Annotated in this window: 24 protein-coding genes; 11 read left to right on the top strand and 13 right to left on the bottom strand. The window is 63.0% G+C overall.

Annotated features, from left to right (window positions below; translation table 11 throughout):
• Nucleotides 1–19 precede the first annotated feature (19 nt).
• The 9 genes from NGJ21_RS07575 to NGJ21_RS07535 all read right to left on the bottom strand — a co-directional run bounded on the left by NGJ21_RS07575 (nt 20) and on the right by NGJ21_RS07535 (nt 13,453).
• Nucleotides 20–3,064, bottom strand: coding sequence for a multidrug efflux RND transporter permease subunit (locus NGJ21_RS07575; RefSeq protein ID WP_046784877.1), 3,045 nt, complete (start codon nt 3,062–3,064; stop codon nt 20–22).
• 13 nt (nt 3,065–3,077) lie between these two features.
• Nucleotides 3,078–4,226, bottom strand: coding sequence for an efflux RND transporter periplasmic adaptor subunit (locus NGJ21_RS07570; protein ID WP_115273655.1), 1,149 nt, complete (start codon nt 4,224–4,226; stop codon nt 3,078–3,080).
• A 143-nt stretch (nt 4,227–4,369) separates the two neighbouring features.
• Nucleotides 4,370–5,467 (bottom strand): DUF1513 domain-containing protein, encoded by a 1,098-nt coding sequence (locus NGJ21_RS07565; RefSeq protein WP_251961984.1) that lies wholly within the window; start codon nt 5,465–5,467, stop codon nt 4,370–4,372.
• A 2-nt stretch (nt 5,468–5,469) separates the two neighbouring features.
• The gene (locus tag NGJ21_RS07560; RefSeq protein WP_119688326.1) at nt 5,470–6,534 is read right to left on the bottom strand and encodes an imelysin family protein; all 1,065 of its coding nucleotides are present in this window, start codon (nt 6,532–6,534) and stop codon (nt 5,470–5,472) included.
• A gap of 18 nt (nt 6,535–6,552) precedes the next feature.
• Entirely contained in the window at nt 6,553–7,980 is a 1,428-nt protein-coding gene (locus NGJ21_RS07555) for a di-heme oxidoreductase family protein (protein ID WP_251961983.1), read from the bottom strand.
• 259 nt (nt 7,981–8,239) lie between these two features.
• Nucleotides 8,240–9,577: an imelysin family protein gene (locus NGJ21_RS07550; protein WP_046784882.1), complete on the bottom strand. Its 1,338-nt coding sequence runs from the start codon at nt 9,575–9,577 to the stop codon at nt 8,240–8,242.
• 146 nt (nt 9,578–9,723) lie between these two features.
• On the bottom strand, nt 9,724–11,775 hold the full coding sequence (locus NGJ21_RS07545; RefSeq protein ID WP_046784883.1) for a putative bifunctional diguanylate cyclase/phosphodiesterase: 2,052 nt from the start codon (nt 11,773–11,775) through the stop codon (nt 9,724–9,726).
• A 270-nt stretch (nt 11,776–12,045) separates the two neighbouring features.
• Nucleotides 12,046–12,642, bottom strand: a complete 597-nt coding sequence (locus NGJ21_RS07540) for a superoxide dismutase (RefSeq protein WP_012312902.1) — start codon at nt 12,640–12,642, stop codon at nt 12,046–12,048.
• 211 nt (nt 12,643–12,853) lie between these two features.
• Complete coding sequence (locus NGJ21_RS07535) at nt 12,854–13,453, bottom strand: LysE/ArgO family amino acid transporter (protein ID WP_046784884.1); 600 nt, start codon at nt 13,451–13,453, stop codon at nt 12,854–12,856.
• A gap of 90 nt (nt 13,454–13,543) precedes the next feature.
• On the opposite strand from NGJ21_RS07535, the gene NGJ21_RS07530 reads away from it, so the two are divergent.
• The 3 genes from NGJ21_RS07530 to NGJ21_RS07520 all read left to right on the top strand — a co-directional run bounded on the left by NGJ21_RS07530 (nt 13,544) and on the right by NGJ21_RS07520 (nt 16,391).
• On the top strand, nt 13,544–14,434 hold the full coding sequence (locus NGJ21_RS07530; RefSeq protein WP_046784885.1) for a LysR family transcriptional regulator ArgP: 891 nt from the start codon (nt 13,544–13,546) through the stop codon (nt 14,432–14,434).
• Between the two features lie 46 nt (nt 14,435–14,480).
• Nucleotides 14,481–15,476: an NAD-dependent epimerase/dehydratase family protein gene (locus NGJ21_RS07525; RefSeq protein WP_046784886.1), complete on the top strand. Its 996-nt coding sequence runs from the start codon at nt 14,481–14,483 to the stop codon at nt 15,474–15,476.
• An 87-nt stretch (nt 15,477–15,563) separates the two neighbouring features.
• Complete coding sequence (locus NGJ21_RS07520; protein WP_237860897.1) at nt 15,564–16,391, top strand: ATPase; 828 nt, start codon at nt 15,564–15,566, stop codon at nt 16,389–16,391.
• A gap of 124 nt (nt 16,392–16,515) precedes the next feature.
• Here the strand turns inward: NGJ21_RS07520 and NGJ21_RS07515 are convergent, their stop codons facing one another.
• Together NGJ21_RS07515 and NGJ21_RS07510 are read right to left on the bottom strand one after the other, a co-directional pair.
• Entirely contained in the window at nt 16,516–17,565 is a 1,050-nt protein-coding gene (locus NGJ21_RS07515) for an alkene reductase (RefSeq protein WP_046784888.1), read from the bottom strand.
• Between the two features lie 18 nt (nt 17,566–17,583).
• Nucleotides 17,584–17,886 (bottom strand): ArsR/SmtB family transcription factor, encoded by a 303-nt coding sequence (locus NGJ21_RS07510; RefSeq protein WP_046784889.1) that lies wholly within the window; start codon nt 17,884–17,886, stop codon nt 17,584–17,586.
• 152 nt (nt 17,887–18,038) lie between these two features.
• Between NGJ21_RS07510 and NGJ21_RS07505 the strand changes: the two genes are divergently transcribed.
• Nucleotides 18,039–18,620: an acyl carrier protein phosphodiesterase gene (locus NGJ21_RS07505; protein ID WP_115273660.1), complete on the top strand. Its 582-nt coding sequence runs from the start codon at nt 18,039–18,041 to the stop codon at nt 18,618–18,620.
• Nucleotides 18,621–18,641: 21 nt separating this feature from the next.
• On the opposite strand, the gene NGJ21_RS07500 is transcribed toward NGJ21_RS07505, so the two are convergent.
• Together NGJ21_RS07500 and olsB are read right to left on the bottom strand one after the other, a co-directional pair.
• The gene (locus NGJ21_RS07500; protein ID WP_251961982.1) at nt 18,642–19,430 is read right to left on the bottom strand and encodes a lysophospholipid acyltransferase family protein; all 789 of its coding nucleotides are present in this window, start codon (nt 19,428–19,430) and stop codon (nt 18,642–18,644) included.
• Nucleotides 19,430–20,185, bottom strand: a complete 756-nt coding sequence (gene olsB / locus NGJ21_RS07495) for an L-ornithine N(alpha)-acyltransferase (RefSeq protein ID WP_174142076.1) — start codon at nt 20,183–20,185, stop codon at nt 19,430–19,432. The genes NGJ21_RS07500 and olsB overlap by 1 nt, the downstream gene beginning before the upstream one ends.
• Nucleotides 20,186–20,326: 141 nt before the next feature.
• On the opposite strand from olsB, the gene NGJ21_RS07490 reads away from it, so the two are divergent.
• From NGJ21_RS07490 to NGJ21_RS07460, 7 genes are all read left to right on the top strand, one after another.
• A complete protein-coding gene (locus NGJ21_RS07490; protein ID WP_251961981.1) occupies nt 20,327–21,214 on the top strand; it encodes an acyl-CoA dehydrogenase middle domain-containing protein in 888 nt (295 codons plus the stop codon).
• A gap of 64 nt (nt 21,215–21,278) precedes the next feature.
• On the top strand, nt 21,279–22,367 hold the full coding sequence (locus NGJ21_RS07485) for a serine hydrolase domain-containing protein (protein WP_125923896.1): 1,089 nt from the start codon (nt 21,279–21,281) through the stop codon (nt 22,365–22,367).
• Nucleotides 22,364–22,660 (top strand): hypothetical protein, encoded by a 297-nt coding sequence (locus NGJ21_RS07480; protein WP_046784895.1) that lies wholly within the window; start codon nt 22,364–22,366, stop codon nt 22,658–22,660. The genes NGJ21_RS07485 and NGJ21_RS07480 overlap by 4 nt, the downstream gene beginning before the upstream one ends.
• 44 nt (nt 22,661–22,704) lie before the next feature.
• Nucleotides 22,705–23,286, top strand: a complete 582-nt coding sequence (locus tag NGJ21_RS07475) for a YceI family protein (protein ID WP_046784896.1) — start codon at nt 22,705–22,707, stop codon at nt 23,284–23,286.
• Nucleotide 23,287: 1 nt separating this feature from the next.
• The gene (locus NGJ21_RS07470) at nt 23,288–24,445 is read left to right on the top strand and encodes a phospholipase D-like domain-containing protein (RefSeq protein ID WP_115273663.1); all 1,158 of its coding nucleotides are present in this window, start codon (nt 23,288–23,290) and stop codon (nt 24,443–24,445) included.
• A 52-nt stretch (nt 24,446–24,497) separates the two neighbouring features.
• Entirely contained in the window at nt 24,498–25,076 is a 579-nt protein-coding gene (locus NGJ21_RS07465) for a DJ-1/PfpI family protein (protein ID WP_012312917.1), read from the top strand.
• Nucleotides 25,077–25,266: 190 nt separating this feature from the next.
• Nucleotides 25,267–25,857, top strand: a complete 591-nt coding sequence (locus NGJ21_RS07460) for a GNAT family N-acetyltransferase (RefSeq protein WP_115273664.1) — start codon at nt 25,267–25,269, stop codon at nt 25,855–25,857.
• Nucleotides 25,858–25,864: the final 7 nt, after the last annotated feature.

Below are 25,864 nucleotides of genomic sequence, written 5' to 3'. Positions count from 1 at the left end.
CTTTCTGTAGTTGGCCCGCTCAGGCTACGACAGGTTCCGTCGCCGCTGTCTTGTGCGCCAACAGGGTGTAAATGCACGGCAGCACAAACAAGGTAAACAACGTCCCGATCGACATCCCCGTCGCAATCACCGTACCGATGTCAAAGCGGCTCACTGCCCCGGCCCCGGTCGCCAGAATCAGCGGCACCATGCCAAATACCATTGCGGCGGTGGTCATCAGCACCGGGCGTAGACGAATGGCCGCAGCTTCCTCGATCGCCTCCCTTGCGCTCAGCCCTTTTTCCTCACGCAACTGGTTGGCGAACTCGACGATCAGGATACCGTGCTTGCTGATCAGCCCGATCAGCGTCACCAACCCGACCTGGGTATAGATGTTCATGCTGGAAACACCCAGGAATAGCGGCAACAGCGCCCCGCAGATCGACAGCGGTACCGTCACCAGAATCACCAGCGGGTCGCGGAAGCTTTCAAACTGTGCCGCCAGTACCAGGAAGATGATCGCCAACGCCAGGCCGAAGGTCACCCACAGCGCGCTGCCTTCCTGTATGTACTGCCGTGCCGCGCCGGCATAGTCGAAGGAGAACCCTTCCGGCGCCTGCTCGGCAGCAATATCCCGCACTGTCTGCAAGGCTTCGCCGATGCTGACCAAAGGCACGCCCTGGATGATTGCCGAGTTCAGTTGCTGGAACTGGTTGAGCTGGCGTGGACGCGCTCGGTCGCTAAGGGTGATCAGTGTGGACAGTGGCAGCAGTTGGCCCTGGTCGTTCTTGACGTAATAGCTGTTGAGCCAGCCGGCGTTGTCGCGGTAGGGCCGTTCGACCTGGGCGATGACTTTGTAGCTGCGGCCTTCGAGGGTGAAACGGTTGATTTCCCCCTCGCCCAGCAAGGTCGCCAAGGTGCCGCCAAGGACGTCCATGGATACACCCATCTGTGCAGCCTTGGCGCGGTCGATGTCGACTACCACTTCGGGCTTGTCGAACGCCAGGTCGATGTCGAGGAAGGCAAATTTGCCCGATGCCTGGGCGCGTTCCTTGACCCGTTGGGCAACCTCCAGCAGCGCCGGGTAATCACCTGCGGTATTGATGACGAACTGGAACGGCAGGCCTTCGCCGGTCCCCGGCAGTGACGGCAGGTTGAAGCCGAAGATCTGCAGGCCGCTGATGTTGTCGAGTTTGGCCTGTACCAGGGGCAGCAACTCCATTTGCGTGCGGTCGCGCTCGTTCCAGGGCTTGAGCAGGAAACCGCCGATGCCGCTCTGCACACCGTTGAATCCGTTGATCTGGAACGACGAGTAGTATTCGGGGAAGGCCTTGAACAGTGGGGTGAACTGGTCGGTGTAGGCATTGAGGTAGTCGAGGTTGGCTGGTTGTGGCGAGCTGCTGATCATGAAGATGACCCCCTGATCTTCGTTCGGTGCCAGCTCGTTCTGGGTGAACTTGAGCAGCACCGGGATCAGGCACAGGATGATCACGGCGAACACCAGCACCACCGGGCGGCTGTCCAGGGTGGTGTGCAGCAGGCGCTGGTAGCGGCCCTTGATCCGCTCGAACAGCACGTCAAGGCGATGGGCCAGGCCGCTGGCATTCTGCTCACGACGCAATAGCAGGGCACACATCATCGGCGACAGGGTCAGGGCGACGACGCCCGAGATGATCACCGCCCCTGCCAAGGTCAGGGCGAACTCCTTGAACAAGGCGCCGGTGAGCCCGGTCAGGAAGCCGATCGGTGCGTATACCGCGGCCAGGGTGATGGTCATCGACACCACTGGCATGGCGATTTCCCGCGCACCTTCCAGCGCCGCGTCCACCGGTGACTTGCCTTCCTCCATGTGCCGGTGGATGTTTTCCACCACGACGATGGCATCGTCCACCACCAGGCCGATGGCCAGCACCATTGCCAGCAGGGTCAGCAGGTTGAGCGAATAGCCCATCATCTGCATGAAGAACAGCACCCCGATCATCGACAGTGGGATGGTCACCACCGGGATCAGTACCGAGCGCAGCGCGCCGAGGAATAAGAACACCACCACGATGACGATCAGCACTGCTTCGCCAAGGGTCTTGACCACTTCGTCGATCGAGGCCTGGATGAACAGCGTGGCGTCATAGGCAATCGACCCCTTGAGCGCGGACGGCAACTGGCTTTGCAGCTCCGGCATGATGCGGCGTACTTCCTTGATCACCTCCAGCGGGTTGGCGGCCGGGGTGGCCTTGATGCCGATGTAGACCGAAGGCGTGCCATCGAACGAGCTGACCGTGTCGTAATTTTCCGCGCCCATCTCGACCCGTGCCACATCACCGAGCAATACACGGCTGTCACCGGAGGTCTTGAGCGGCAATGCGGCAAAAGCCTCGGCCGACTTCAGTTCGGTGTTGGCGTTGATGCTGGTGACCACGTATTCGCCCTTCACCTCACCAGCGGCGGCGAGAAAGTTGTAACGGCGTACGGCGCTGGTCACGTCGGTGGCGGCAAGGCCGAACGCTGCCAGTTTGACCGGGTCGATCCAGATGCGCATGGCGAACACCTGGTTGCCGAGGATCTCTGCCTCGGCCATGCCCGGCAAGGTTGCAAGTTTCGGCTGGATGACCCGTGACAGGTAGTCGGTGATCTGCGGGTTGCTCATTTCCTTGCTGTAAAAGCTGATGTACATCAGCGCCGAGGCATCTGCGGCTTCTTTGCTCAGTACCGGGTCTTCTGCGTCTTGCGGCAACTGGTTGCGCACTTCGTTGGCCTTGGCCAGCAACTCGGTGAACAGGCGGTCGCTGTCGGCGCCGATGCGCGCATAGATGGAGATGATCGAGAAGTTCTGCCGGCTCACCGAGGTCATGTAGTCGATGCCTTCGGCGCTGGCCAGGCTCTGCTGCAGCGGTTGGGTGATGTAGCCCTGAATGGTTTCTGCGTTGGCGCCGGGGTAGGCCGTGGTCACCGTGATCAGGGCGTTTTCCATCTGCGGGTACTGGCGGATCTGCAGCTTGTTCCAGGCCTGGAAACCCAGCAGCAGGATCAGCAGGCTGACCACGCTGGCCAGCACCGGGCGGCGGATGAACGGGTCGGTGAACGCCATGCCTGCCTCCTTATCAGTCCGCGCGTGGGGCGCCTTGTTCGGGTTCGAGCGCTGCGTCCTGGCCGATGCGGATCGCCGCGCCAGGGCTCAGCTTGAGCTGGCCGGCGGTGACCACCTGTTCGCCCGCTGCGAGCCCTTTGCTGACCACCACCACGCCGTCGCGCCGCTCGCCGGTCTGCACGCTGCGCTGTTCGGCGCTAAGCTGCGGCCGGCCACTGTCGTCCCGCTCGGGATTACCGTCCTTGTCTTTCTTCGGCGTGGCGACATACACGGAATTGCCATACAGCGTGTAGGTGATGGCGCTTTCGGGCACTACCACCTGTGGGCGCGGGTCAGGCAGCAGCACCAGCAGGTTGGCGAACATGCCCGGCAGCAGCTTGCCATCCGGGTTGGCCATTGTCGCGCGCACCAGCAGGTTGCGCGTGCTCTCTTCAACCTTGGGGTTGATGGCGCTGAGGCTGGCAGGGAAGGTCTGGCCAGGGTAGGCCGCCACCTGCACCTGTACCTGCTGGCCGAGGCTCAGCTGTGGCAGTGCCTGCTCCGGTACATTGAAGTCGACGTAAAGGCTGGAGAGGTCCTGCAGGGTAGCGATCACAGAGCCGGCCGCCAGGTAGTCACCCACATCCACCTGGCGGATGCCGATCGTACCGCTGAACGGGGCACTGATGCTCTTCTTGGTTTTTGCGGCCTTGAGCTGGTCGACAACCGCCTGGTTGCGCCGGTATTGGGCAGTGAGGCGATCATATTCGCCGCGGGAGATGGCCGAATCACCCACCAGCTGGCTGCCGCGGCCGAAGTCCACTTTGGCCAACCCCAGGTCGGCCTGGGCAGTCCCCAGCAGGGCGGTTTCCTGATCGTCATTGAGCTTGAGCAGCAGTTGCCCGGCCTTGACCTTCTGACCGGAGTCGAAGTGCAGGGATTGAACGATGCCTTCCACCTCCAGGCTCAGCTCGACACCCTGCAGGGCCTTGAGGCTGCCGACGGCGGGCAGGCGCTGCTGCCACTCGCGCTGCTCGGCCATGGCCACCGCCACGGTGATGGGAGGCTTGGGGGCAGTGAACACCTGGATCTGCCGGTAGATCGAGAAGGCCTTGTAGCCCCCCAGGGCCAGCACGATCAGCAGAACGACGGCCAACATGATGAGCATGCGGCGGCGCAGCATAAGTCCGGTTCCTTGGATGCGAGGTTGTTATTGGTTTTGACACGACAACGGGCGGTCCTGCCCACGTGCGGATGGGGGAAGTATTGACTGTTTTTCGATTGAGGGGAAATGGATTGCGCCCCCGTAGGGGCGCGCAGGCCTGATCAGGCCAGGTGCAGGTGGTTGTCCCAGAAACCGGAAGGCAAATCCATCGGCTGGCCGATCAATTCCTGCTTGCGGCAATCATAGAACCGGCAACGCCCTTGCCCGGACGTCACGACAAAACCATCCTTCACCGCGCCCACCCCGGCACAGTCCGGCATCGGCGCATCCAGCCTGACTGCGCCACTGTCCAGGTCCCAGACGAACAGGCGGTTGGCCCGCGGCGCCGTCAGTGCCACCAGGCGCAGGTCGCTGTGGATGGCGACGCTGGCAGTGTACTGGGCCATGGCTTGCAGCTGGCGCTCTGGCACCGGGAAGGCCTTGAACGGCTCGCCTGGGCGCTTGATTGCCAGCAGCTCGGCGGTTTCATCGGCATCGCCCATGAACTGCTGGCAGGCGGCGATGGTGCCATCGCTGCCCACTGCCAGGTGGCGCACGCTGTTCATTTGCTGGGCCAGGGTTTCCTTGCTCAGCAACGTGCCGTCGCGCTGCATCAGTACCAGGCTCGGCTCCATGGCATTGAGGTTCATCTCGACCCGGCTTTCGGCCTCGGTGCGGATACCGCCATTGGCCACGACCAGAGTCTCGCCATCGGGCAGCCATGCCACTTCATGCGGGCCGATGCCGTGGGTGGGGATCTCGCCGGTGTGAACCAGGCGTTCACCCTCGAAGCGGTACACGCCCAGTACGCCACGCCCTGGATCGGTGGTGTCGTTCTCGGTGGCATACAGCCATTCGCCGCCTTTATGAATCACGGCGTGGCCGTAAAAATGCCGGTCAGGCTGCGACGAGACGGTCTGCAACAAGCGCCCGTCGCGCAGGTCGATCAGGTAGCTTTCGGTTCCGGGACGGCGCGCGACGAACAGGGCGATCGGCAGCTCTGGATGGTTGATGATGGCATGGCAACGCTGGGCCACCTGGGTGCTGAACACCTGGGTGCCGTCCAGGCGGAACCCGACGGCATAGTGCTTGCCGTCGCCATCGTCACGCGCCGACAGCAGCAAAGGATCGCTGCCTTTGTTGCGCATCAGGCTCCAGCCTCCCAAGGTCAGGGCGCTGAGCAGAACGCTACCGATTTTGAGTGCCTGGCGTCGCAGCATGATCAGTCACCGTCGTTGGCATTGAAGCCCAGCTGGATGTTCAACGCCTTGGCCAGTTCGCCTTCGTGCAGGCGGTGAACGACGTTGAGGCTGTCGTAGATCTGGTTGAGGCGCTGCATGCCATCTTCGTCAGCCAGCAACTCGCCCAAGGTCTTCTGGTTATCGGTCAGCAGTTTGACCGAGGTGGCGTAGGCGTCGTCGATCTTTTGCGCCAGGGCTTTCTGGTCGCTGCCCAGCAAGCCGCGCAGGCCTTGGTTGTCGACCCCGACCCAGACCGCCTGGGCGGCCTTGAGGCTGGCTTCCAGGCTTTTCAGCGAGGCGTGGCTGCGCCAGGCTTCGGCCTGCAGTGGCTGCGCAATGCCTTTGCTCTGGCGGCCCATCGGTGCGCCGAGCTTCTTCTTCAGGGTGTCCAGCGCAGTCACCTGCGCACGCAACAGGTCGGCGATCGCCTCGTGCGAGTCGGCATAGCGCTGGTTGGGGAACTTGGTCATCTGCGAGAGCATGCCGTCGGTGCTGTTCCAGCCTTTGAGGATATCTTCAGCCAAGGCCTTCTGGTGCTCACCGATGGCGACCAGCAGCGGGCAGTATCGGGCTTTCTGTTCGGCGGTGGCGACATCCGGCTTGCTGTCGAACAGGATGTATTCGTAGGCCGACAGGCCGCGCACCACGACGCTGGACTTGCCCAGGGTCTGGGCGTCGATCGGCTTGTCGCCATTGACCAGTTGCTCGACCTGGCGACCGACCAGGTTCTTCTTGTCGGGCCAGAACTGCACCTGCCAGGCGCGGTTGCCCTCGGCCAGCGGGCCGACCAGCAGTGGCTGCAGCTCGGCCCAGGCTTTCTGCGCGTTGAGGAAATCGGCGCGAGCGCTGTCCAGGCTCTCTTTGCCTTCGCAGTAGGCCAAGGCACTGGCGGCCAGCTGGCGGTCGGCTTCGACCCAGCGGCTGTAGGTGGGCAGGATCACCTGCTTGGCGATGGCGGCGGAGGTCACGGCCTGCGGGTCTTGCGGTGAACAGGCACCGAGGGCGAGTGCGGCGAGGCTGGTGAACAACAGTTTGGGTCGGAACATGCCCGGCTCCTTGCGCTTTTAAAGTGAGTTCAGGAAAGCCAGCAGCGCAGCGCGCTGCTCGGTATTGAAAGTCAGAACATGGTCGCGCGCTGCCTGCGCTTCGCCGCCGTGCCAGAGCACGGCCTCGAGCAGGTTGCGGGCGCGGCCGTCATGCAGGTACTGGGTGTGGCCACTGACCGCTGGACTCAGGCCGATGCCCCACAGCGGCGGGGTTCGCCAGTCTTGGCCGTTGGCGGCAAATTCGGTGCGATCGTCGGCAAGGCCCGGGCCCATGTCGTGCAGCAGCAGGTCGCTGTAGGGGCGGATCACTTGCCCGGCCAGCTCTGGCTCGGGGGCGTCGGCGGCAGTGGTGAACTGCGGGGTGTGGCAACCCTGGCAGCCGGCCTGATAGAACAGGTTCTTGCCGGCCAGCACTTGCGGGGCGCCGACATCGCGCCGGGCTGGCACGCCCAGGTTGCGGGTGTAAAAGGTGACCAGGCGCAGGATGTTGTCGCTGACTTCCTTTTCGCCGTCGGTGCCGTCGCCATTGGGGGCTGCAAGGCAATCGCGCTGCGCCGGGGTGCAGTCGTCCCGGGGCTGCAGGCTGCTGGTCAAACCCATGTCCCCGGCAAAGGCGTGCACGTTCTGCTGGTTGACGTTCGGTTGCCCGGCCTTCCAGCCGAAGCGACCGACCACGGTCTTGCTCTGGGCGTCGTCCCAAACCCGGTTGGCCCGGCCGCGAATACCGTCGCGGTTGCGATCATCGGGGTCTTCGTTGGCCAGAATCTGAGCTTCGGGGATGGCTTCGAGCAGACCCAGGCCGATCATGGGCGGTGCCACGCGTGCAGAGAAGCGGGTGTCAGGGTGCATCGGCCCATAGCCGAGCTGGGTGATTTGCAGGGTAGGGCGACGCAGTTCGACCTGATGGCCGTCGTTGAAGCTGACGGTCTGGTTGTCGTAAGTCACGCGCACCTTGCCTTCCGGGGCCACACCAGGGTTGGCCATGTCCTGCAACTGGGTGCCATAGACAGGCTCCGGGACCACGCCCAGGCGCTCGATTTCTTTTGCCAGGTAAGGCTGGTCGGGGATCGACAGGCGCACCAGCATCGACACCGCGTTGCTGTCGCCAGGCTCTGGCGGATGGCCACGGCCGTCGCGTACGTGGCAGTTCTGGCAGGCGTTGGTGTTGAACAGTGGGCCCAGGCCATCGCGTGCAGTGGTGGTGGACGGGGCGATCACCCAGGGGTTGCGGAAGAAACTGTTGCCTACGGCAAAGTCCAGGCGGCGCTCGGGCGACAGGTTGGCCGAGGGCAGGGAAAAGGCATTGCGGTCGTTGCGCTGGACAGTCGCCTGGCCACCGGACAGCGCTTCGCCAGGCTCTGCCTGAGTGAAACGCGGGGCGTCGTCACAGGCGGCAAGGGCGAGGGCCAGCAGCGGAGGGGAGAGTCGGGACAGCGACAAGGACATGCAAAATCCTGGGCGTAGGCGAAAAACCGGCGTGCAAGCTTAGCAGGCTGAGAATGTTTGAATAAGAGGAATTTGCAATTGCTGGATGAAACTGCTGTCAGTTTTGGCCCTGTAGCAGGCAAGCCAGCCCTCACAGGCACCGCGCAGAACTCAAGAACTGCGCGCCCCGGTGGAAGCTGGCTTGCCGGCGACGGGCTGCGTAGCAGCCCTACTAACGCTAACTGACTGGCGTTAGCCTTTTTTGCCTGCCAATGCCGAATCAGAACTCGTGATCGGCAGTGTCCGGGTTCAGGTTGGCAATGCCCAGCTTGCCTGCAGCCTGCTCGATCGCACCGGTCTGCTTGACCAGGGAGGCAATGGCATCACGCACGACCTGGTTGCCGGCAGCGTTGTCGGCTGCGATCAGTTGGTCGTAATGCTCGCCTTTGAGCGCGTGGTCGACAATGACCTGAAGCTTCGCCTCGGTCGCTTCCAGGTCGGCCTTGAGGGTAGCGTCGGCAGCCGGGTCGGCCTTGGCCACCAGCGACGACAGGCTCGGGCCGGTCAGCTTGGTACCGTCGGCTCGGGTGTACTCGCCCAGGTAGACGTTGCGGATGCCCTTGGCGTCGTAGAAGTGCGAGTAGTGGGTGTTGTCGCTGAAACAGTCCTGTTCGTCTTCCGGCGAATTGGCTTCCAGCGAGACCTTCATGCGCTCGCCAGCCAGTTCGCCCAGCGACAGGCTGCCCATGCCGAACAGCATCTTGCGCAGGCCGTCGGTGGCAGGCTCGGCTTCCAGCGTGGCGCGGTAGTTGTCGGCGACGTTCGGGGCCCAGTTGCCGACCATTTCTTCGAGGTCCTTGACCAGCAGCTCGGTGACCGACTTCAGGTAGGCGCGGCGACGCTCGTTGTGGCCGCCGGTGGCGCCTTTACCTTCGAGGTAGTCCGAAGCAGGGCGGTTGCCTGCGCCTGGGCCGGTACCGTTGAGGTCCTGGCCCCAGAGCAGGAATTCGATGGCGTGGTAGCCAGTGGCGACGTTGGCTTCGGAGCCGCCCAGTTCGTTCAAACTGGCCAGCTTCTCAGGGGTGATGTCCTTGACATCGACCTTCTCCTCACCGACCTGGATTTCGGTGTTGGCAATGATGTTCGAGCTTGCAGCCGGGTTGCCCAGCGCATGTTCGTAGCTCTTGTCGACGTAGTCGATCAGGCCTTCGTCAAGCGGCCAGGCGTTCACCTGGCCTTCCCAGTCGTCGATGATCGTGTTGCCGAAGCGGAAGGCTTCGCTCTGCAGGTACGGTACGCGCGCTGCAGCCCAGGCTTCTTTGGCAGCTTTGAGGGTGTCGTCGTTGGGGTTGGCAAGGAATGCATCGATGGCTGTTTGCAGGGACTTGGCCGTGCTCAGCGAGTCGCTGTAAACGGCGTAGACCATCTCGGTGTAATGCTTGACCACGGCCTTGCCGGCCGCTTCGTCGACAGCAGCCGGTGCTGCGGCGGCGGTGCTCGCGGCGGCAGGTGCCGCAGCTTGCGGGGCGGCGGCCTTCTCGTCCTTGCTTTCACCGCAACCGGCGAGAGCGATGGCGATGGCCAGCAGACTGGCGGAGGCCAGAGGCATACGAATCATTGTTGGTTTCCCTGCGTCGTGTGGTTGGACAGTGCGCCGTGGCACGTAAAACTACAACATCATGCGAAAGATTTGCATTTGCTGTAAAGGGGTGGGGCGCAATTATGTAAATGCCGGTTAAGGCCTGGAACCAACAGGGGCAGGGGTTATAACGCAGAAACCTGATTGCGCTGGGCCTGGCGCAGGAAACTGGTCAGCTCGCGCGCTGACAGTGGCTTGCTGTAGTGATAGCCCTGACCTTCGTGGCAGCCTTGGGCGATGATGTAGGCTTCCTGCTCGGACGTCTCCACGCCCTCGGCGATCACCTGCATGCCCAGGCTTTTGCCCAACTGGATGATCGCCCGAACGATGGTGGCATCGTCATCGTCGTCCAGCAGGTCCTGGACGAAGCTCTTGTCGATCTTGATCTTGTCCAGTGGCAGCGACTTGAGGTAGCTGAGCGACGAGTAACCGGTGCCGAAGTCGTCGATGGCGATCATCGCACCGGAGCGGCGCAGGCTGAGCAGGTGCTGGGCGGCGGTGCTGATGTCTTCCATCAGGCCGGTCTCGGTCACTTCCAGTTCCAGGCTGCGCGGTGGCAGACGGTAAGCCTGCAGCAGATTGTTGACCACGCGCGGAAGTTCGTTGTGATGCAGTTGCACGGTGGACAGGTTGACTGCCATGCGCAGTTCGCTGAAGCCCAGATCATGCCATTCGCGCAGTTGCCTGCAGGCCTGGTCGAGTACCCACTCGCCGATGGTGATGATGTTGCCGTTCTGTTCGGCCAGCGGGATGAACTGGTCCGGCGGGACCATGCCAAGTTCAGGATGCTGCCAGCGCAGCAAGGCTTCGACGCCGACCACGCGGTGATCGCGGTAGCTGATCTGCGGCTGGTAGACAAGGAACAACTGGTTGCGCGACAGCGCCTCGCGCAGGTCCTTTTCCAATTCACGGCGTCGACGCATCTCGCTGTCGACGCTGGCGATGTAGAACTGGTAGCGGTTGCGCGAGCGGGCCTTGGCCAAGGTCATGGTCTGTTCGGCCTTTTGCAGCAGCTTCTCGGTGCTGTCGCCGTCTTCGGGGAACAGGGTGATGCCGATGGTGGCGCGCAGGCGAATCTGCTGGTGATCCAGGTCGAACGGCGCTTCCAGGTCATCGAGGATGCTCTGCGCCAGTTCTGCGGCCTCGTAGGGCTGTTCGATAGTGGCCTGCACCAGGGCGAACTGGTCGCCACCCAGGCGTGCCAGCGCCCCCAGGCGGCCACTGTGGGCGCGCAGGCGGTCAGCCAGGGCGAGCAGCAACTGGTCGCCGACCTGATAGCTGAACTGCTCGTTAATGCCTTTGAAGTCGTCCAGGCCCACGCACAGTACGGCGACGCGATGCTGCAGGCGGGCGCCGTCTATAAGGATCTTGTCGAGCTGTGCCTGTAGCTGCTGGCGGTTCGGCAGGCCGGTCAGGAAGTCGTATTGGGCCATGCGTTGCAGGCTGTTTTCGGCTTCGTGGCGCAGATGGGTATTGCGCTCGATCGAGGCCAGCAGCTGGTTTGCGGTGTTGACCCAGATGCCCAGTTCGTTTTTTTCATGGCCTTTGAGCAGCGGAATCTGGTGCTGGCTGGGGCGGTCAGGGTTGATCTGGGTGAGGTGCTCGATGATTTTCGACAGCGGTTTGGTCAGCAGCCAGTGGTAGACCAGGTACAGCACCAGGCCCATGGCCAGGGCGCGCAGCACGCCGGAAATGAAAATGATGATGGCGTTGAGCAGGAAGCCTTCACCGTAGGCGGCAGTGTCCAGGGTGATACTCAGGTCACCGTAGTACTCGCTGTAGGGGCCGCGGCCGACCAACTGAGTGGTGTAGGTGCGTTCCTGGCCAAGGAGCAGGTCGGTCAACCAGCGTACGGGAGAGTCCTGCAGCGGGCGGGACTTTTCGGCGAGCATGGTTTCATTGGGGTGGCCGATGGAAGCCTGGCGTACAGACTCGTCCTGGAACAGGCCTTCCATGACCTGCATGCCCATTTCCCGATCAAGGCTGTAGACCGCCTGGGTCGAGGGATCGCGAAACATGTCGAGGATGCGCTGGGCGTCGCTGTCGACGGTCTGACGGGTCTTGTAGGTGTCATAGACGATCTGCGCGCAGCTAAGAACGACACCGACCGCCAGCGCCGAAAGGAGCACGACCCTGAGCAACTTGACCGATAAGCTGTTCCGCAATTCCAGCTTCAATGGGGGTTTCCTTAATCCATGCGCATGACATCATTTTGCCATTAACCTTGGCGATACACTATCGGCCGGTGGAGCTGCCCTGAGCAGTGTATCGGTTGCCTGACCCTGCAACTTGAGTGCGCTGTAGCGAACTTTCAGACGTTTGATGTTAGCGCGCTCTGCGGGGGGAGCAAGAGCCGCCGGGAAAACTGTTCGTTGGGAGCCTGTGATGCCGGCACCGGCCATAAAAAAACCCGGCGCATGGCCGGGTTTTCAGTTCAAGGCGCAAGATCAGGCCTTGAAGGTCTTGCCTTCGAACTGCTCGGCAACGAAGGCCCAGTTGACCAGGTTCCAGAATGCTTCTACGTACTTCGGGCGCAGGTTGCGGTAGTCGATGTAGTAGGCGTGTTCCCAGACGTCGCAGGTCAGCAGCGGGGTGTCGCCGCTGGTCAGCGGGCAGCCGGCACCGATGGTGCTGGCCAGGGCCAGGGAGCCGTCGGCCTTCTTGACCAGCCAGCCCCAGCCGGAACCGAAGGTGCCAACCGAAGTCTTGGTGAACTCCTCCTTGAACTTGTCGAAGGAACCGAATGCGGCGTTGATGGCTTCAGCCAGCGCACCGGTAGGCTGGCCACCACCGTTTGGCGACAGGCAGTTCCAGTAGAAGGTGTGGTTCCAGACTTGAGCGGCGTTGTTGAAGATGCCGCCCGAAGAGCTCTTGACGATCTCTTCCAGGGTCTTGCCTTCGAATTCGGTGCCTGGGACCAGGTTGTTCAGGTTCACGACGTAGGTGTTGTGGTGCTTGTCGTGGTGATACTCCAGGGTTTCCTTGGAGATGTGCGGCTGCAGGGCATCGTGGGCGTACGGCAGCGGCGGCAATTCAAAAGCCATGGTGGATCTCCTGATTCAGGTCTAGTTCGCGGTTTGCGCAAGGCCGATCACGGGCGGCCCTATGTGCGTCGGCGAGTTTGTACTCTTTGCGACGCAAGGGCTGGATCATAGCACCAGCCCCGCCGCATAACCACGCAACAAAGATAGGGAATAGAGGTTCCAGAGCGGTTGCCTGCCGCCGACGGGTGGCGCTCCGTTGCAATCTTGCAGCTCAAGCAAAGATCAGCTGCGCCGCCACGGCGAACATCATCACGGCCACCATCAGGTCGAGCATCCGCCAGGTGGCCGGGCGGGCCAGCCAGGGCGCCAGCCATGCAGCACCGATCGCCAAAGTCGAGAACCATAGCAGCGAAGCGCTGGCGGCCCCTGCCACATAGGCGCCCGGCACGGTCTGCTGTGCGCCCAGCGAGCCGATCAGCAACACGGTGTCCAGGTACACATGCGGGTTCAGGAGGGTAACGGCCAGTGCACTGAGCAGCACCGCACGCCGCGAGCGCATGCCTTGGCCTTGCTGATGCTGCAGGCTCTGTTTGGAGCATGCACTGCGCAGGGCCTTGGCGCCGTACCAGAGCAGAAACACCGCGCCACCCCAGCGTGCAATCGCCAGCAGCGTCGGATTATGCGCCAGCACCGTGGCCAGGCCGAATACACCGGCGGCTACCAGCAGGGCGTCGCAGACGATGCACAGTGCTGCCACCGGCAGGTGATGTTCACGGCGCAGGCTCTGCGCCAGGACGAAGGCGTTCTGTGCGCCAATGGCCATGATCAGGCCGAAGGCCACCAGCATGCCGTTCAGATAGCTTTGCCACATGGCAGATACTCCAGAGAAGATGCTGGCTATTGTGCGGATCCCCCCTGTATAAGAAAAACAAATAGTGCTGATCCGTCATTAGGAAAATCGATGTTCGACTACAAGCTGCTTGCCGCGCTCGCGGCGGTGATCGAGCAAGGTGGTTTCGAACGTGCAGCGCAGGTGCTGGGGCTGTCGCAATCGGCTATCTCACAGCGCATCAAGCTGCTCGAGGCGCGGGTTGGTCAGCCGGTGCTGGTGCGCGCCGCGCCACCGAGCCCGACCGAGGTCGGGCGACAGTTGCTCAACCATGTGCAGCAGGTGCGGCTGCTCGAACGTGACCTGCAGCGTCAGGTACCGGCACTCGATGAAGAGGGCATGCCAGAGCGTCTGCGCATTGCGCTCAACGCTGATAGCCTGGCGACCTGGTGGGCAGCTGCGGTGGGTTCGTTCTGCGCCGAGCAGCAGGTACTCACCGACCTTGTGGTGGAAGACCAGGAGGTTGGCCTGAAGCGCATGCGTGCCGGGGAGGTGGCGGCCTGCCTGTGCGGCAGTGAGCGGCCGGTGGCCGGCGCCCGCAGCATGCCGCTGGGTGCCATGCGCTACCGGGCGCTGGCCAGCCCGGCATTCATGGCGCGCTATTTCCCAATGGGTTTCGAGGCCCGGCGCCTGGCCCGCACGCCGGCGATCGTGTACGGCCCGGACGATTTTCTGCAGCACCGATACCTCGCTTCTCTCGGTATCGAAGATGGCTTCCTGCACCACCTTTGCCCGTCGTCCGAAGGCTTCCTGCGCATGACCGAAGCTGGCCTGGGCTGGGGCCTGGTGCCTGAGTTGCAGGCCCGTGAGCAGTTGAGTAGTGGGCGACTGGTGGAAATTTGTGCCGATACCCCCATCGATGTGCCGCTGTACTGGCATCATTGGCGCAACGGCGGGCAACTGCTCGCGCAACTGACCGAACACCTGCGGCACACGGCACAGCATTGGCTGGTGCCCTTGTAGTGGCGGCTGGCGTCTGTTGCATCTGAAATCTGAGGCGGAGTGTTACATGCGAATTCTGGTCACTGGCGCGAGCGGCTTCATCGGCGGGCGCTTTGCGCGCTTCGCCCTGGAGCAAGGCCTGGATGTGCGGGTCAGCGGCCGGCGCGCCGAGGGCGTCGAGCACCTGGTCAAGCGCGGTGCGCAGTTCATCCCCGGCGACCTCGGTGACGCCGAACTGGCCCGGCGCCTGTGCCAGGGCGTCGAGGCGGTGGTGCATTGCGCGGGGGCGGTGGGCACCTGGGGGCGCTATCAGGATTTTTACCAGGGCAATGTGGTGGTCACCGAGAACGTGGTCGAGGGCTGCTTGAAGGAGCATGTCCGTCGCCTGGTACACCTGTCGTCGCCGTCGATCTACTTCAATGGCCGTTCGCGCCTGGATATCCGCGAGGACCAGGTGCCGCGCCGCTTTCACCATCATTACGCGCAGACCAAATACCTTGCTGAACAAAAGGTCTTCGGCGCCCAGGAGTTTGGGCTCGAAGTTCTGGCCCTGCGCCCGCGCTTTGTAACCGGAGCCGGTGATGCCAGTATTTTCCCGCGGCTGATGCAGATGCAGCGCAAGGGCCGTGTGGCGATCATCGGCAACGGCCTGAACAAAGTCGATTTCACCAGCGTGCACAATCTCAATGAGGCACTGCTTGGCGCGCTGTTCGCCGATGATCGCGCGTTAGGGCAGGCCTACAACATCAGTAATGGTCAACCGTTGCCATTGTGGGATGTGGTCAATTACGTGATGCGCCAGATGCAGTTGCCCCAGGTGACCCGTTATCGCGCCTACGGCATGGCCTACAGCATGGCGGCGCTGAACGAGGCCGCTTGCATGCTCTGGCCCGGGCGACCCCAGCCCACCCTCACGCGCCTGGGGATGCAAGTGATGAGCCGCGATTTCACCCTGGATATCAGCCGCGCCCGGCAGTACCTGGACTATCAGCCCAAGGTCAGCCTGTGGACGGCGCTGGATGAATTTTGCGCGTGGTGGAAGCACCAGCCCCTTGGCCAGTGAACCAGGCGCCAGGATGATGGTCATCAGTGCGCCGCGTGAGCGGTTTATACTCATGTCTCTTTGCTACTACCGCGGTTGAAACTATCCATGCGTAACGATGCCCACGACGATTTTGATGATGTGCCAACCCTGCGTGCCGGCACCCTGGATGACGACGAACTGTTGCCGGCGCGTGTGTCGCGCAACCGCCAGAAGGCCACCAGACCCGCCAGTACCGGCCCACTGTGGGCGTTGCTGGGGGCTTCGTTCATCGCGCTGGCCGGGCTCGGCTGGTGGAGCTTTCAGCAGATCTCGCTGATGGAGCAGCAACTGGTGGCCACTCAGGAAAGCTTTGCGCGCATCAGCGAGGAAGCGGCGGGGCGCTTGCAGGCGATCAGTGGCAAGGTCGCTGCCACCGAGAGCTCTACCAGCACCGGCAGTGAGGCGCTCAAGCTGCAGATCCGCCAACTGCAGGCCAGCCTGGCCGAGCAGGGCAAGCAACAGCAGGGGGTGGCCGGGCAGACGGGTGACCTGGGCAAGCGTCTGGAGCAGGTGCTGGCCGATACCCGCGAGCAGCAAAAGGCGGTAACTGAGCTGCAAACCCAGTTACAGGCGCAGTTGAAGGCGGTGAATGCCGAGCTGGCGGCGTTGAAGTCAGGCCAGGTGGATGGCGGCAAGCTCGATGGGCAGCTCAAGAGCCTTAGCGAGGAGGTGGCCGCACTGAAGAAGCAGGGCAACCCGAAAGCGGCGATCGAGAGCCTGGAGCAGGACGTGCTGGTATTGAAGAGCCAGGTGGACAATCGCCCGGCTGCGGCGCCAGCAAGTGGCGCTTCGGTGCAGGAGTTCGATGCGTTTCGTGGGCAGACCACGCGTAACTTCAACACCTTGCAGAGCCAGATTCAGAACCTGCAGCAGCAGATCAATGCTCGGCCTTAGGGCCTTAGGGGAGGGCTTCGCCCTCCTTTCGCGACACAAGGCCGCTCCTACACGAAATTGAGCGGTCGACTGTCGGGGCGGCCTTGTGTCGCGAAGGGCCGCAAAGCGGCCCCGGCGATCTGACTTACAGCCGCGGGTAATCGATGTACCCCACCGGCCCTTTTGCATAGAAGGTTTCCGGGTGCGCCTGGTTCAGCGGCGCATCGGCCGCCAGCCGTGCCGGCAGGTCCGGGTTGGCAATGAACGGCACACCGAACGCCACCGCATCCGCCTTGCCACTGGCCAACGCGGCATTGGCACTGGCCTTGTCGAACCGCTCGTTGACGATGTAAGGGCCACCGAACGCTGCTTTGATCAGCGGGCCGATACTGTCATCGGCTTCTTTCTCCCGAGAGCAGATGAAGGCGATACCCCGCTTGCCCAGTTCCCGCGCTACATAGGTGAAGGTCTCGGCGCGGTCGGCATCACCCATGTCATGGGAGTCTGCGCGCGGCGCAAGGTGCACGCCGACACGGCCTGCGCCCCACACGCCGATGGCGGCGTCTGTCACCTCCAGCAGCAGGCGGGCACGGTTTTCCAGTGAACCACCGTAGCGGTCGGTGCGCTGGTTGGTGCTGCTCTGCAGGAACTGGTCGAGCAGATAGCCGTTGGCACCGTGGATTTCCACGCCATCGAAACCGGCAGCCTTGGCGTTCTCTGCGCCACTGCGGTAAGCCTCGACGATGTCGGCGATTTCTTCGCTTTCCAAGGCCCGTGGGGTCGGGTATTCGGTGATCGGGCGCACCAGGCTGACATGGCCCTTGGGCTGGATGGCGCTGGGAGCCACCGGCAGTTCACCGTTCAAATAGCTGGGGTGGGAAATGCGGCCAACATGCCACAACTGCAGGAATATACGACCGCCTGCGCCGTGCACGGCCTTGGTCACGTTGTTCCAGCCGCGTACCTGCTGGTCGTTCCAGATGCCTGGCGTATCAGGGTAGCCGACGCCCATGGCAGAGACCGAGGTCGCTTCACTGAGGATCAGCCCGGCGCTGGCGCGCTGCACGTAGTACTCGGCCATCAGCGCGTTGGGCACCCGGCCTTCGTCGGCGCGGCAGCGGGTGAGCGGCGCCATGATGATGCGGTTGGGCAGTTGCACATCGCCCAGTGTGATCGGATCGAAAAGCGTGGTCATAACGGGTTACCTACCTTGTCAGAGCGCTTGGCGCAGTTGTTCGAGGAACGCCTGGATGGTGGCTTCGTCGCGTTTGAAAAAATGCCACTGGCCGATCTTCTGGCTGCTGATCAGGCCTGCGCGCTGCAACGTTGCCAGGTGGGCAGAAACGGTCGACTGCGACAGGCCGCAGCGTTGATCGATCTGGCCGGCACAGACACCGTGCTCGGTGCTGTGGTGCTGGGCGGGAAAGTGCGCTGCCGGGTCTTTCAGCCAGTTGAGGATTTCTCGCCGGACCGGGTGGGCCAGGGCTTTTATTATGTCGTCGAGATCGAGAGGCATGGTGTGGGGCTCGTGGTGTAGCGGTATATCGCGATATGACGAAATATAAATCGGTATTTCGCGATATAGAAATATGAAGTGGTTCTGAGCTGAGCGCGAATCGTTATATCGCGTTATAACGATATACGGATGCGCAGTGCTAAACTGCGCCCATGAATTACCTCGCACACCTGCACCTGGGCGGCCCGGCGCCGCAACAACTGCTTGGCAGCCTGTACGGCGATTTCGTCAAAGGCTCGCTGGAGGGGCGCTTTGCGCCAACGCTGGAGGCTGCCATTCGGCTGCATCGGCACATCGACAGCTACACCGATCAGCACCCGTTGGTATTGGCAGCGCTGGCGCGGTTCCCCCGGGAGCGGCGCCGCTATGCCGGGATCATTGTGGATGTGTTCTTCGACCATTGCCTGGCGCAACACTGGGGCGACTATGCCGAGCAGCCGCTGGAGCAGTTCACCGGTGCGTTCTATCGCGTGTTGCTGGCCGAGCCCGAGTTGCCAGGGCGGCTGGCGCGCATTGCGCCCTTGATGGCCGCAGATGACTGGCTGGGAGCGTATGGCGATTTTTCCACCCTGGAGCAGGTCTTCAACGGCATTGGGCGACGCTTGTCCCGGCCTGAGGGCATGATGGGCGTGATGGCGGAGCTTGAGCGGTTGTACGAGCCGTTGCTGGCTGATTTCCGTGAGTTCTATCCACAGTTGCAGACGTTTGCCGCCGCACAGAGGTCTGGCCGATAGCGGTGTACTGCCAATCAGGCATCAAGCAGCACGGGCCTGCCGGCGCGCTGCCACCTCGACTTCGCCAACCCCGAACAACGCAATGTGGATAGCCTGTTGCGCCTGAAATGCCAACGCCGCGCGTTCTTTGTCCACGCTGCTGATCGGCTGCAACAGGTGGATGCACACCTCACCCCGCGGCTCGGCGAACAGCCGCATCAGGTGTGACACGAGGTCATCATCACCGATGAACGGCGCAACCAGGTCAGCCTCGCCGTTGCGCAGGTACTCAATGGCAACAGGCTGCACTGCCACACCCTGATCGATGGCGCCTGCCAGCAAACGCCCATGGAAGGTGCGCAACTGGCGCCCGTCGGTGGTGGTGCCCTCGGGGAAGATCAACAGCGGCCTGGCGTCGCCCAGTTGTGCGCTGATCTGTTCACGCAAGCGCTGGCTATCGCCGCCGCCGCGGCGGATGAACAATGTGCCGGCTTTCTCCGCCAGCCAGCCAGCCACGGGCCAGTGGCGGACTTCGGCCTTGGACAGAAACGACAGCGGCAGCAGCATGCCGAGCAGCGGGATATCGGTCCAGGACACGTGGTTGCTGACCCACAACATCGGCCGTTTGGGCAGTTCACCGATTACCCGCACGTCGAAGGGCAGGGCAGCGACCAGGCGTTTCATGAACAGGCAGGTCCAGCGCTGGCGGCGCTCGATGGAGGCCTTCATGCCCATGCGTTCACCGATGGCGATCACGCTGGCCATGAGCATGCCGAAAAGCAGTACCAGCAACAGCCTTGCGAGGCGGGCGAACACCCGCAGTTTGGGCATCAGACCGCTGCCTTGAAGTGGCGGGCGTAACGTGGGCAGAGGTCATCACGCTTGAGCAGGATGAACACGTCGGCCACCTGGAAGTCCTCATCCCAACAGGGTTCACCGCAGATCTTCGCACCCAGGCGCATGTAGGCCTTCAGCAGCGGCGGCATTTCGGCGATGACGTTGTTCGGCAGGGCCAGGGTGGGCAGCGGGTTCTTTGGCTCCGCACGCAGGTGTTCGTTGCACAGGTAACGCTCACGCAGGCGTTGCATGATGGCATGGGCCTGAACCCCGCCATCCTGCATGGGGATGCTCGCGCAGCCCATCAGGTAGCTGTAGCGGCCTTCATTGAGCACTTCGGCCAGCTCACCCCAGAGCACAGCGATGGTGCCGCCGTTGCGGTAGCCGGGGTCGACGCAGGTGCGGCCCAGTTCGAGGATTGGGCCTTGCAGTTGCAGCAGGCCATGCAGGCTGAATTCTTCTTCGCTGTAGAAGCGCCCCAGGCTGCTGGCGGCCTGATGGTCGAGCAGGCGGGTGGTGGCGACCAGTTCGCCGGTGTTCAGGTCGCGTACACCGATGTGCCGGCAATGTACGTCGTAGTCATCCATGTCCAGGCCCAGTTCAGCGCCCTTGAGCCTGGCCTTGAATTCTGCGCTGAACACTTTGTAGCGCAGGGCCTGTGCTTCCTGCAGGGCCGCGGCGCCGACCAGGCGTTCGGCTTGCAGACGGCGTTCAGTGCTGTTGTCGCCAGAGCGAGCTGTCCGAGTCATTGCGAGTCTCCCTAAGCCAGCCATGAAGGGTTGCGGCCGGTCGGCTTTGTTGTGCAAAGTCAGCCTAGGTAGGCGCGGTGTCACCCCTGTGAACCTTTGGTGATGCTTGCGTGACACCCCCTGACAAGCGAGGAGCGTCCGATGGCCTGGTTGCAACGACTCAACGATCCCCTTCGCCAGCCTATGGCCGGTACTTTGGGTGAGGCATATGCCGCGCAGCTCGAGCGCCTCGGTGGGTGCGCCCCGTTCGAGCTGGCGGTGCTGGGTGGGCGCGCCATGGCCACACCCGGCCTGGCGTTTCTCATTGGCTACCAGGCCGCCTTGCGCATGCTGTGGCCTAGCGCCCCGGCCAGTCTCGGCGCGTTATGCGCCACCGAACGGCGTAGCGTGCGCCCTGCGGACATGCAGACGCGCCTGGAGGGTTTACGCCTGACCGGCAGCAAGGACTTCGTGACCGCCGGGCTTGACGCCGAATGGCTGCTGGTGGCGGCGCGCAGCGAAGGGCAGGGTGAAGCACCGCGCCTGAGCCTGGGAGTGGTTTATCCGGGTGAGCCAGGAGTGACCCTGGAGGCGTTGCCGACCCTGCCTTTGATGCCTGAGGTCGGCCACGGGCGCCTGCAACTGCGCCAGGCTGCCTGCGAGTTGTTGGCAGGTGATGGTTGGGATGCGTACGTCAAACCGTTTCGCTCGCTGGAAGATTTGTACGTACTGGCGGCGATGGTTGCCTGGTTGTATGGCGTAGCGCAGGAATGCGGCTGGCAACAGGAGCTGCGGTTGCGCCTGATTGCCTTGTTGGCCGGCTGTGCCGAGGCCAGCCGCCAGTGCGCCGACAGTGTTGGCTGCCATTTGTTGTTGGCGGGCTTGTTTGCGCAGTTTCAGGCACTGAAAGGGGCCATCGACAAAGCGCTGTCGGCCGGGCCGGCGCAATGGGCGCAGTTGTGGCAGCGTGATCAGGAGGTGATGGCGCTGGCGACGGCTGCTCGGGAAAAGCGCCTGGCCAAGGCTTGGGAGGCTGCCGGATTGTCATGAACGCCTGCCAGGATCGCCTGATCCGTTGAAAAACCGGGTCGCCTTGCGGCCCCAAGAGGCGTTTATGTTGAGGGCAGGGTTGTTGATCCTGGCGGTGGCGGTGGCGGTCGGTTCGGCCAGGGCAGAGGACTGGCCCCTACCGGATTGGCAGGCCGACATCACGGCCATCGACTGGCAGGCTGTCGACAGCTATGCCTTCCCTGAACGCGACGCCACCAAGCGCAGCGGCATTCGCAGCGACGCCCTGCTGATCATCCGTGACGGCCGTATCCTGCACGAACGGTACGCCGCACCTACTACCGCGAAAACCGCCCACCTGACCTGGTCGGTGAGCAAAAGCGTGCTGGCGACAGTGCTGGGCGTGGCCCAAGGTGAGGGGCGTTTTCAACTGCAGGACCCTGCGGCCCGCTTTTACCCGCCCATGCAGGCACACCCCGACGTGCGTCTGGCCGATCTGTTGCATTGGGCCAGTGGCCTGGCCTGGCAGGAAGACTACGAATACGCACCGCTGAAATCCTCGGTAGTGGCCATGCTCTACACGCGCGGGCGCCATGACATGGCGGCTTATACCGCTTCAAGGCCCGTCGCCGAAAAGCCCGGGCAGCGATTCATCTATTCGAGTGGCGACAGCAATGTCCTGGCCGCCGCATTGCGCGGCATGCTCAAGGGCAGTGCTTACCCTGACTACCCCTGGCAGGCGCTGTTCACCCCTCTGGGCATTCACAGCGCCGTTTGGGAACGCGATGGCAGTGGCACCTTCGTTGGCTCTTCCTACCTCTACCTCAGTGCCCGCGACCTGGCGCGCATCGGCCTGTTGATGCAGCGTGAAGGACGCTGGGGTGGCCGCCAGTTGCTGCCGGCAAGCTGGGTTGCTTTCAACCGTACCCTGTTCAGCCAGGCTACACCGCTGCCCGGCGAAGCCAACCCGGGTGGCCACTGGTGGCTCAACCAGCCACTGCCGGGCAGTGCTTCACCTTGGCCTGACGCGCCGGCAGACACCTATGCCGCCCTCGGCCACTGGGGCCAGGCCCTTTACATACTGCCGACCCACAAGCTGGTCATCGTCCGCTACGCCGACGACCGTGATGGCAGTTACCACCATAACGAACTGCTCAAGCGTGTGCTGGCAGCGCTGGCCAAGGAGGGTGCATGAAGCGCCTGCTGGGGCTGGTGATGGTTGCCTTGTTGGGCTGGGCCTGGCTGGAACGCCAGGCATTGGCGGATTTCCCCGGTATTCTTTCGGCTTATTCGGCCAAGGAATATTGCTCCTGCCGTTTTGTCATGGGCTTGGACCCCGCCTATTGCCGGGGTTATGTCGCGCAGTGGTTGCCGTTGAGCATGCTGGAGGAGGACAGCCAGCAGCGTCTGGTTGTCGCAGCGGGCCTGGGCCAGCGCAATCAGGCGGCATGGCAGGGGGCGCAGGCTGGCTGCCGCTTGCTGCCATGAAGACGGCCGGGTAAGGTTGGCGGTCTGGTTTCACGAGATCTGTCATGTTCAAGCTGCCCCGTCTTCTACCCGCACTGTTGCTGGCTCTGTGCCTGCCCGCCCACGCCAATTGGCACCTCGATGGTGAATCCTCACGCCTTTCATTCGTCACCGGCAAGGACGGCGATACGGCCGAGGTCCATCGTTTTCTGGTACTGCATGGCACCGTCGACCGCAAGGGCGCAGCCGGGCTGCGTATCGAGATGGACTCGGTGAGCAGTGGTATCCCGCTACGGGACGAGCGCATGCGTGACGACCTGTTCGAGGTCGGCCGCTTTGCCGAAGCGACGGTCAAGGCCCAACTCGACCTGCGGCCGATAAACGACCTGGCCGACGGCGCGCAGGTCGAATTGCGCCTGCCACTGACCGTTACGCTGCATGGCCAGTCGCACAGCTACAACGCCTTGTTGCTGGCAACCCGCCTCGATGCGCGGCGCTTTCAGGTGGTGACCCTCGAACCGTTGATACTGCACGCCCACGACTTCGGCCTGCTGCCCGGCCTGGAAACCTTGCGCAAGTTCGCCAAGCTCAAATCCATCAACCCGACGGTACCGGTCAATGCGGTGCTGATTTTCAACGCCCGCTGACATGCCGGGGCCGGTCTTTCCCTGGCGCGATGGCAACCAGTTCGAACTGCTGATCGACGGCCCCGAATTCTTTCCACGCATGCTCCAGGCGATCGAGGGTGCTCAAGCCCAGGTCGATCTTGAGCTGTACCTGGTCGAGGCTGGTGCCTGCGCCGAGGCGGTGGTCCAGGCACTGGAGCAGGCGGCCCGGCGCGGTGTACGCGTGCGTTGCCTGTTCGACGACTACGGCTCGTTGGCTTTCAATGCTGTTTTGCGCCAACGCCTGCTGGATGCCGGTGTGTACCTGCGCTGGTACAACCGCCTGCGCTGGCGCCGCGGCGTGCGCAACCTGTATCGCGACCATCGCAAGTTGCTGCTGGTTGACGAGCGCTTGGCGGTGGTCGGTGGTACCGGTGTCACCGATGAGTTCTGGACGCCGGGTGAAGCGACCAGCGAGTGGCATGAGGTGATGGTGCAGATGCGCGGCCCGGTGGTCAGTGATTGGCAGCTACTGTTCAACCGCCAGTGGCAGGCCAACAACCGCCGTACGGCCTGGCGCCCCGCTGAAGGCTTCGGCCTGCCGCGCCTGCCCAAGGTGCCGGTGCAGGGCCAGGGCATGGGCCGGGTGGCCTATGCCGACGCCCGCCAGCACCGTGACATCCTGCATTCGCTGGTGCGTGCGCTCAACAGCGGTAAACAGCGGGTCTGGCTGGCCACACCTTACTTTTTGCCTACCTGGAGCGTGCGCCGCTCGCTGCGCCGGGCGGCAGGCAAGGGTGTCGATGTGCGCCTGCTGCTCACCGGCCCGCGGACCGATCACCCCTCGGTACGCTACGCCGGTCATCGTTACTACCCTCGTTTATTACGCGCGGGGGTACGTATCTACGAATACCAGCCGTGCTTCCTGCACCTGAAGATGGCGCTGGTGGATGATTGGGTCAGCGTCGGCTCGTGCAACTTCGATCACTGGAACCTGCGCTTCAACCTGGAGGCCAACGTCGAGGCATTGGACCCGCCGCTGACGGCCGCCGTGGTCGCCAGCTTCGAGCGCGACTTCAGCCTGAGTGACGAGGTCGATCTTGACCACTGGCACGCCCGGCCGTTGTGGCGCCGCGTGAAGCAGCGGGTGTGGGGCTGGCTCGACCGCCTTGTGGTCAACCTGCTCGACCGTCGCGACTGAAGCAGACTATCGTGCAGTGGTTGTTCCCCAAACTACCGAAGGAGTGGATGCGATGACTGCGAAGAAGATTCTCATGCTGGTGGGCGACTACGTCGAGGACTACGAGGCGATGGTGCCTTTCCAGGCCTTGAGCATGGTGGGCCACACGGTGCATGCGGTGTGCCCGGAAAAAATCGCGGGCCAGACGGTGCGCACGGCGATCCACGATTTTGAAGGCGAGCAGACCTACAGCGAGAAGCCAGGCCACAACTTTGCCCTGAACCATGATTTCGTCCAGGTCCGTGCCGAAAGCTACGACGCCTTGCTGATCCCAGGTGGCCGAGCTCCGGAGTACTTGCGCCTGGATGAGCGTGTGCTGGCGCTGGTAAAGGCTTTTGATCAGGCCGGCAAGCCGATTGCGGCGGTTTGCCATGGTGCGCAGTTGCTGGCGGCGGCTGGCGTGCTGGAAGGGCGTGAGTGCAGTGCGTATCCGGCGTGTGCGCCGGAGGTACGTCTGGCAGGGGGGAAGTTCATCGACATCGCCGTGGACCAGGCTCACGTAGATGGCAACCTAGTGACGGCTCCTGCGTGGCCGGCGCACCCGGCATGGCTTGCGGCCTTCCTCAAGGTGCTGGGGACGCGTATCAGCTGAGCGAGTCAAGGAAAGCTGGGGTGCACCGGCATTGAAAGCTGCGTAGTGGGCATTTACCCGTTCGGTAGCGGTCCTGGAACAGTTCCTGTCGTGTGGGGAAAAGGTGGGGCATTGGTATGGATGTTAGGGTTTCCCCTCAAGCCCGGCTTAGCCGAGCGCGTCACCCACCTCGACAGAACGACCGCCAAGCATGGAAATACGCCTGTTGCACGGTGCCGCTATCGCGCCTTACATCGATGACCTCGCTCGCCTGCGCCTGACTGTGTTGCGCGAGTTCCCCTATCTGTATGACGGCACAGTAGAGTTTGAGGCCGAGCACATGGCAGCCTATGCCCGCTCCGGCCGCAGCCTGGTAGTGCTGGCCCTGGACGATGGGCGTGTGGTTGGCGCCTCGACCGGCCTGCCACTGGTGGACGTTGCGCCCAAGTTTCAGCAGCCGTTCCTGGCGCAGGGGCGCGACCCTGCCAGCGTGTACTATTTCGGCGAATCGCTGGTGCTGCCCGAATATCGTGGCCAAGGCCTGGGTGTGCGCTTCTTCATCGAGCGTGAGTCCTACGCGCACAAGCTGGCCGAATTCGACTACTGCGCGTTTTGCACCGTCGAGCGCCCTGGCATGCACCCCAGACGGCCTGCCAACTACAAGCCATTGCACGGTTTCTGGCGAAACCGGGGCTTCCTGCATGACCCATCCCTGCGCACTCATTACGCTTGGCGCGATTTGGGCGAACAGGAAAGCAGCAACAAGATCATGTCATTCTGGCTCAAGGAACTACCCATATGATCCGCGT

The sequence above is a fragment of the Pseudomonas sp. Marseille-Q5299 genome (genome assembly GCF_943737035.1).
Lineage (GTDB): Bacteria > Pseudomonadota > Gammaproteobacteria > Pseudomonadales > Pseudomonadaceae > Aquipseudomonas > Aquipseudomonas putida_E.
This window is presented reverse-complemented; position numbering and strand designations above follow the sequence as displayed.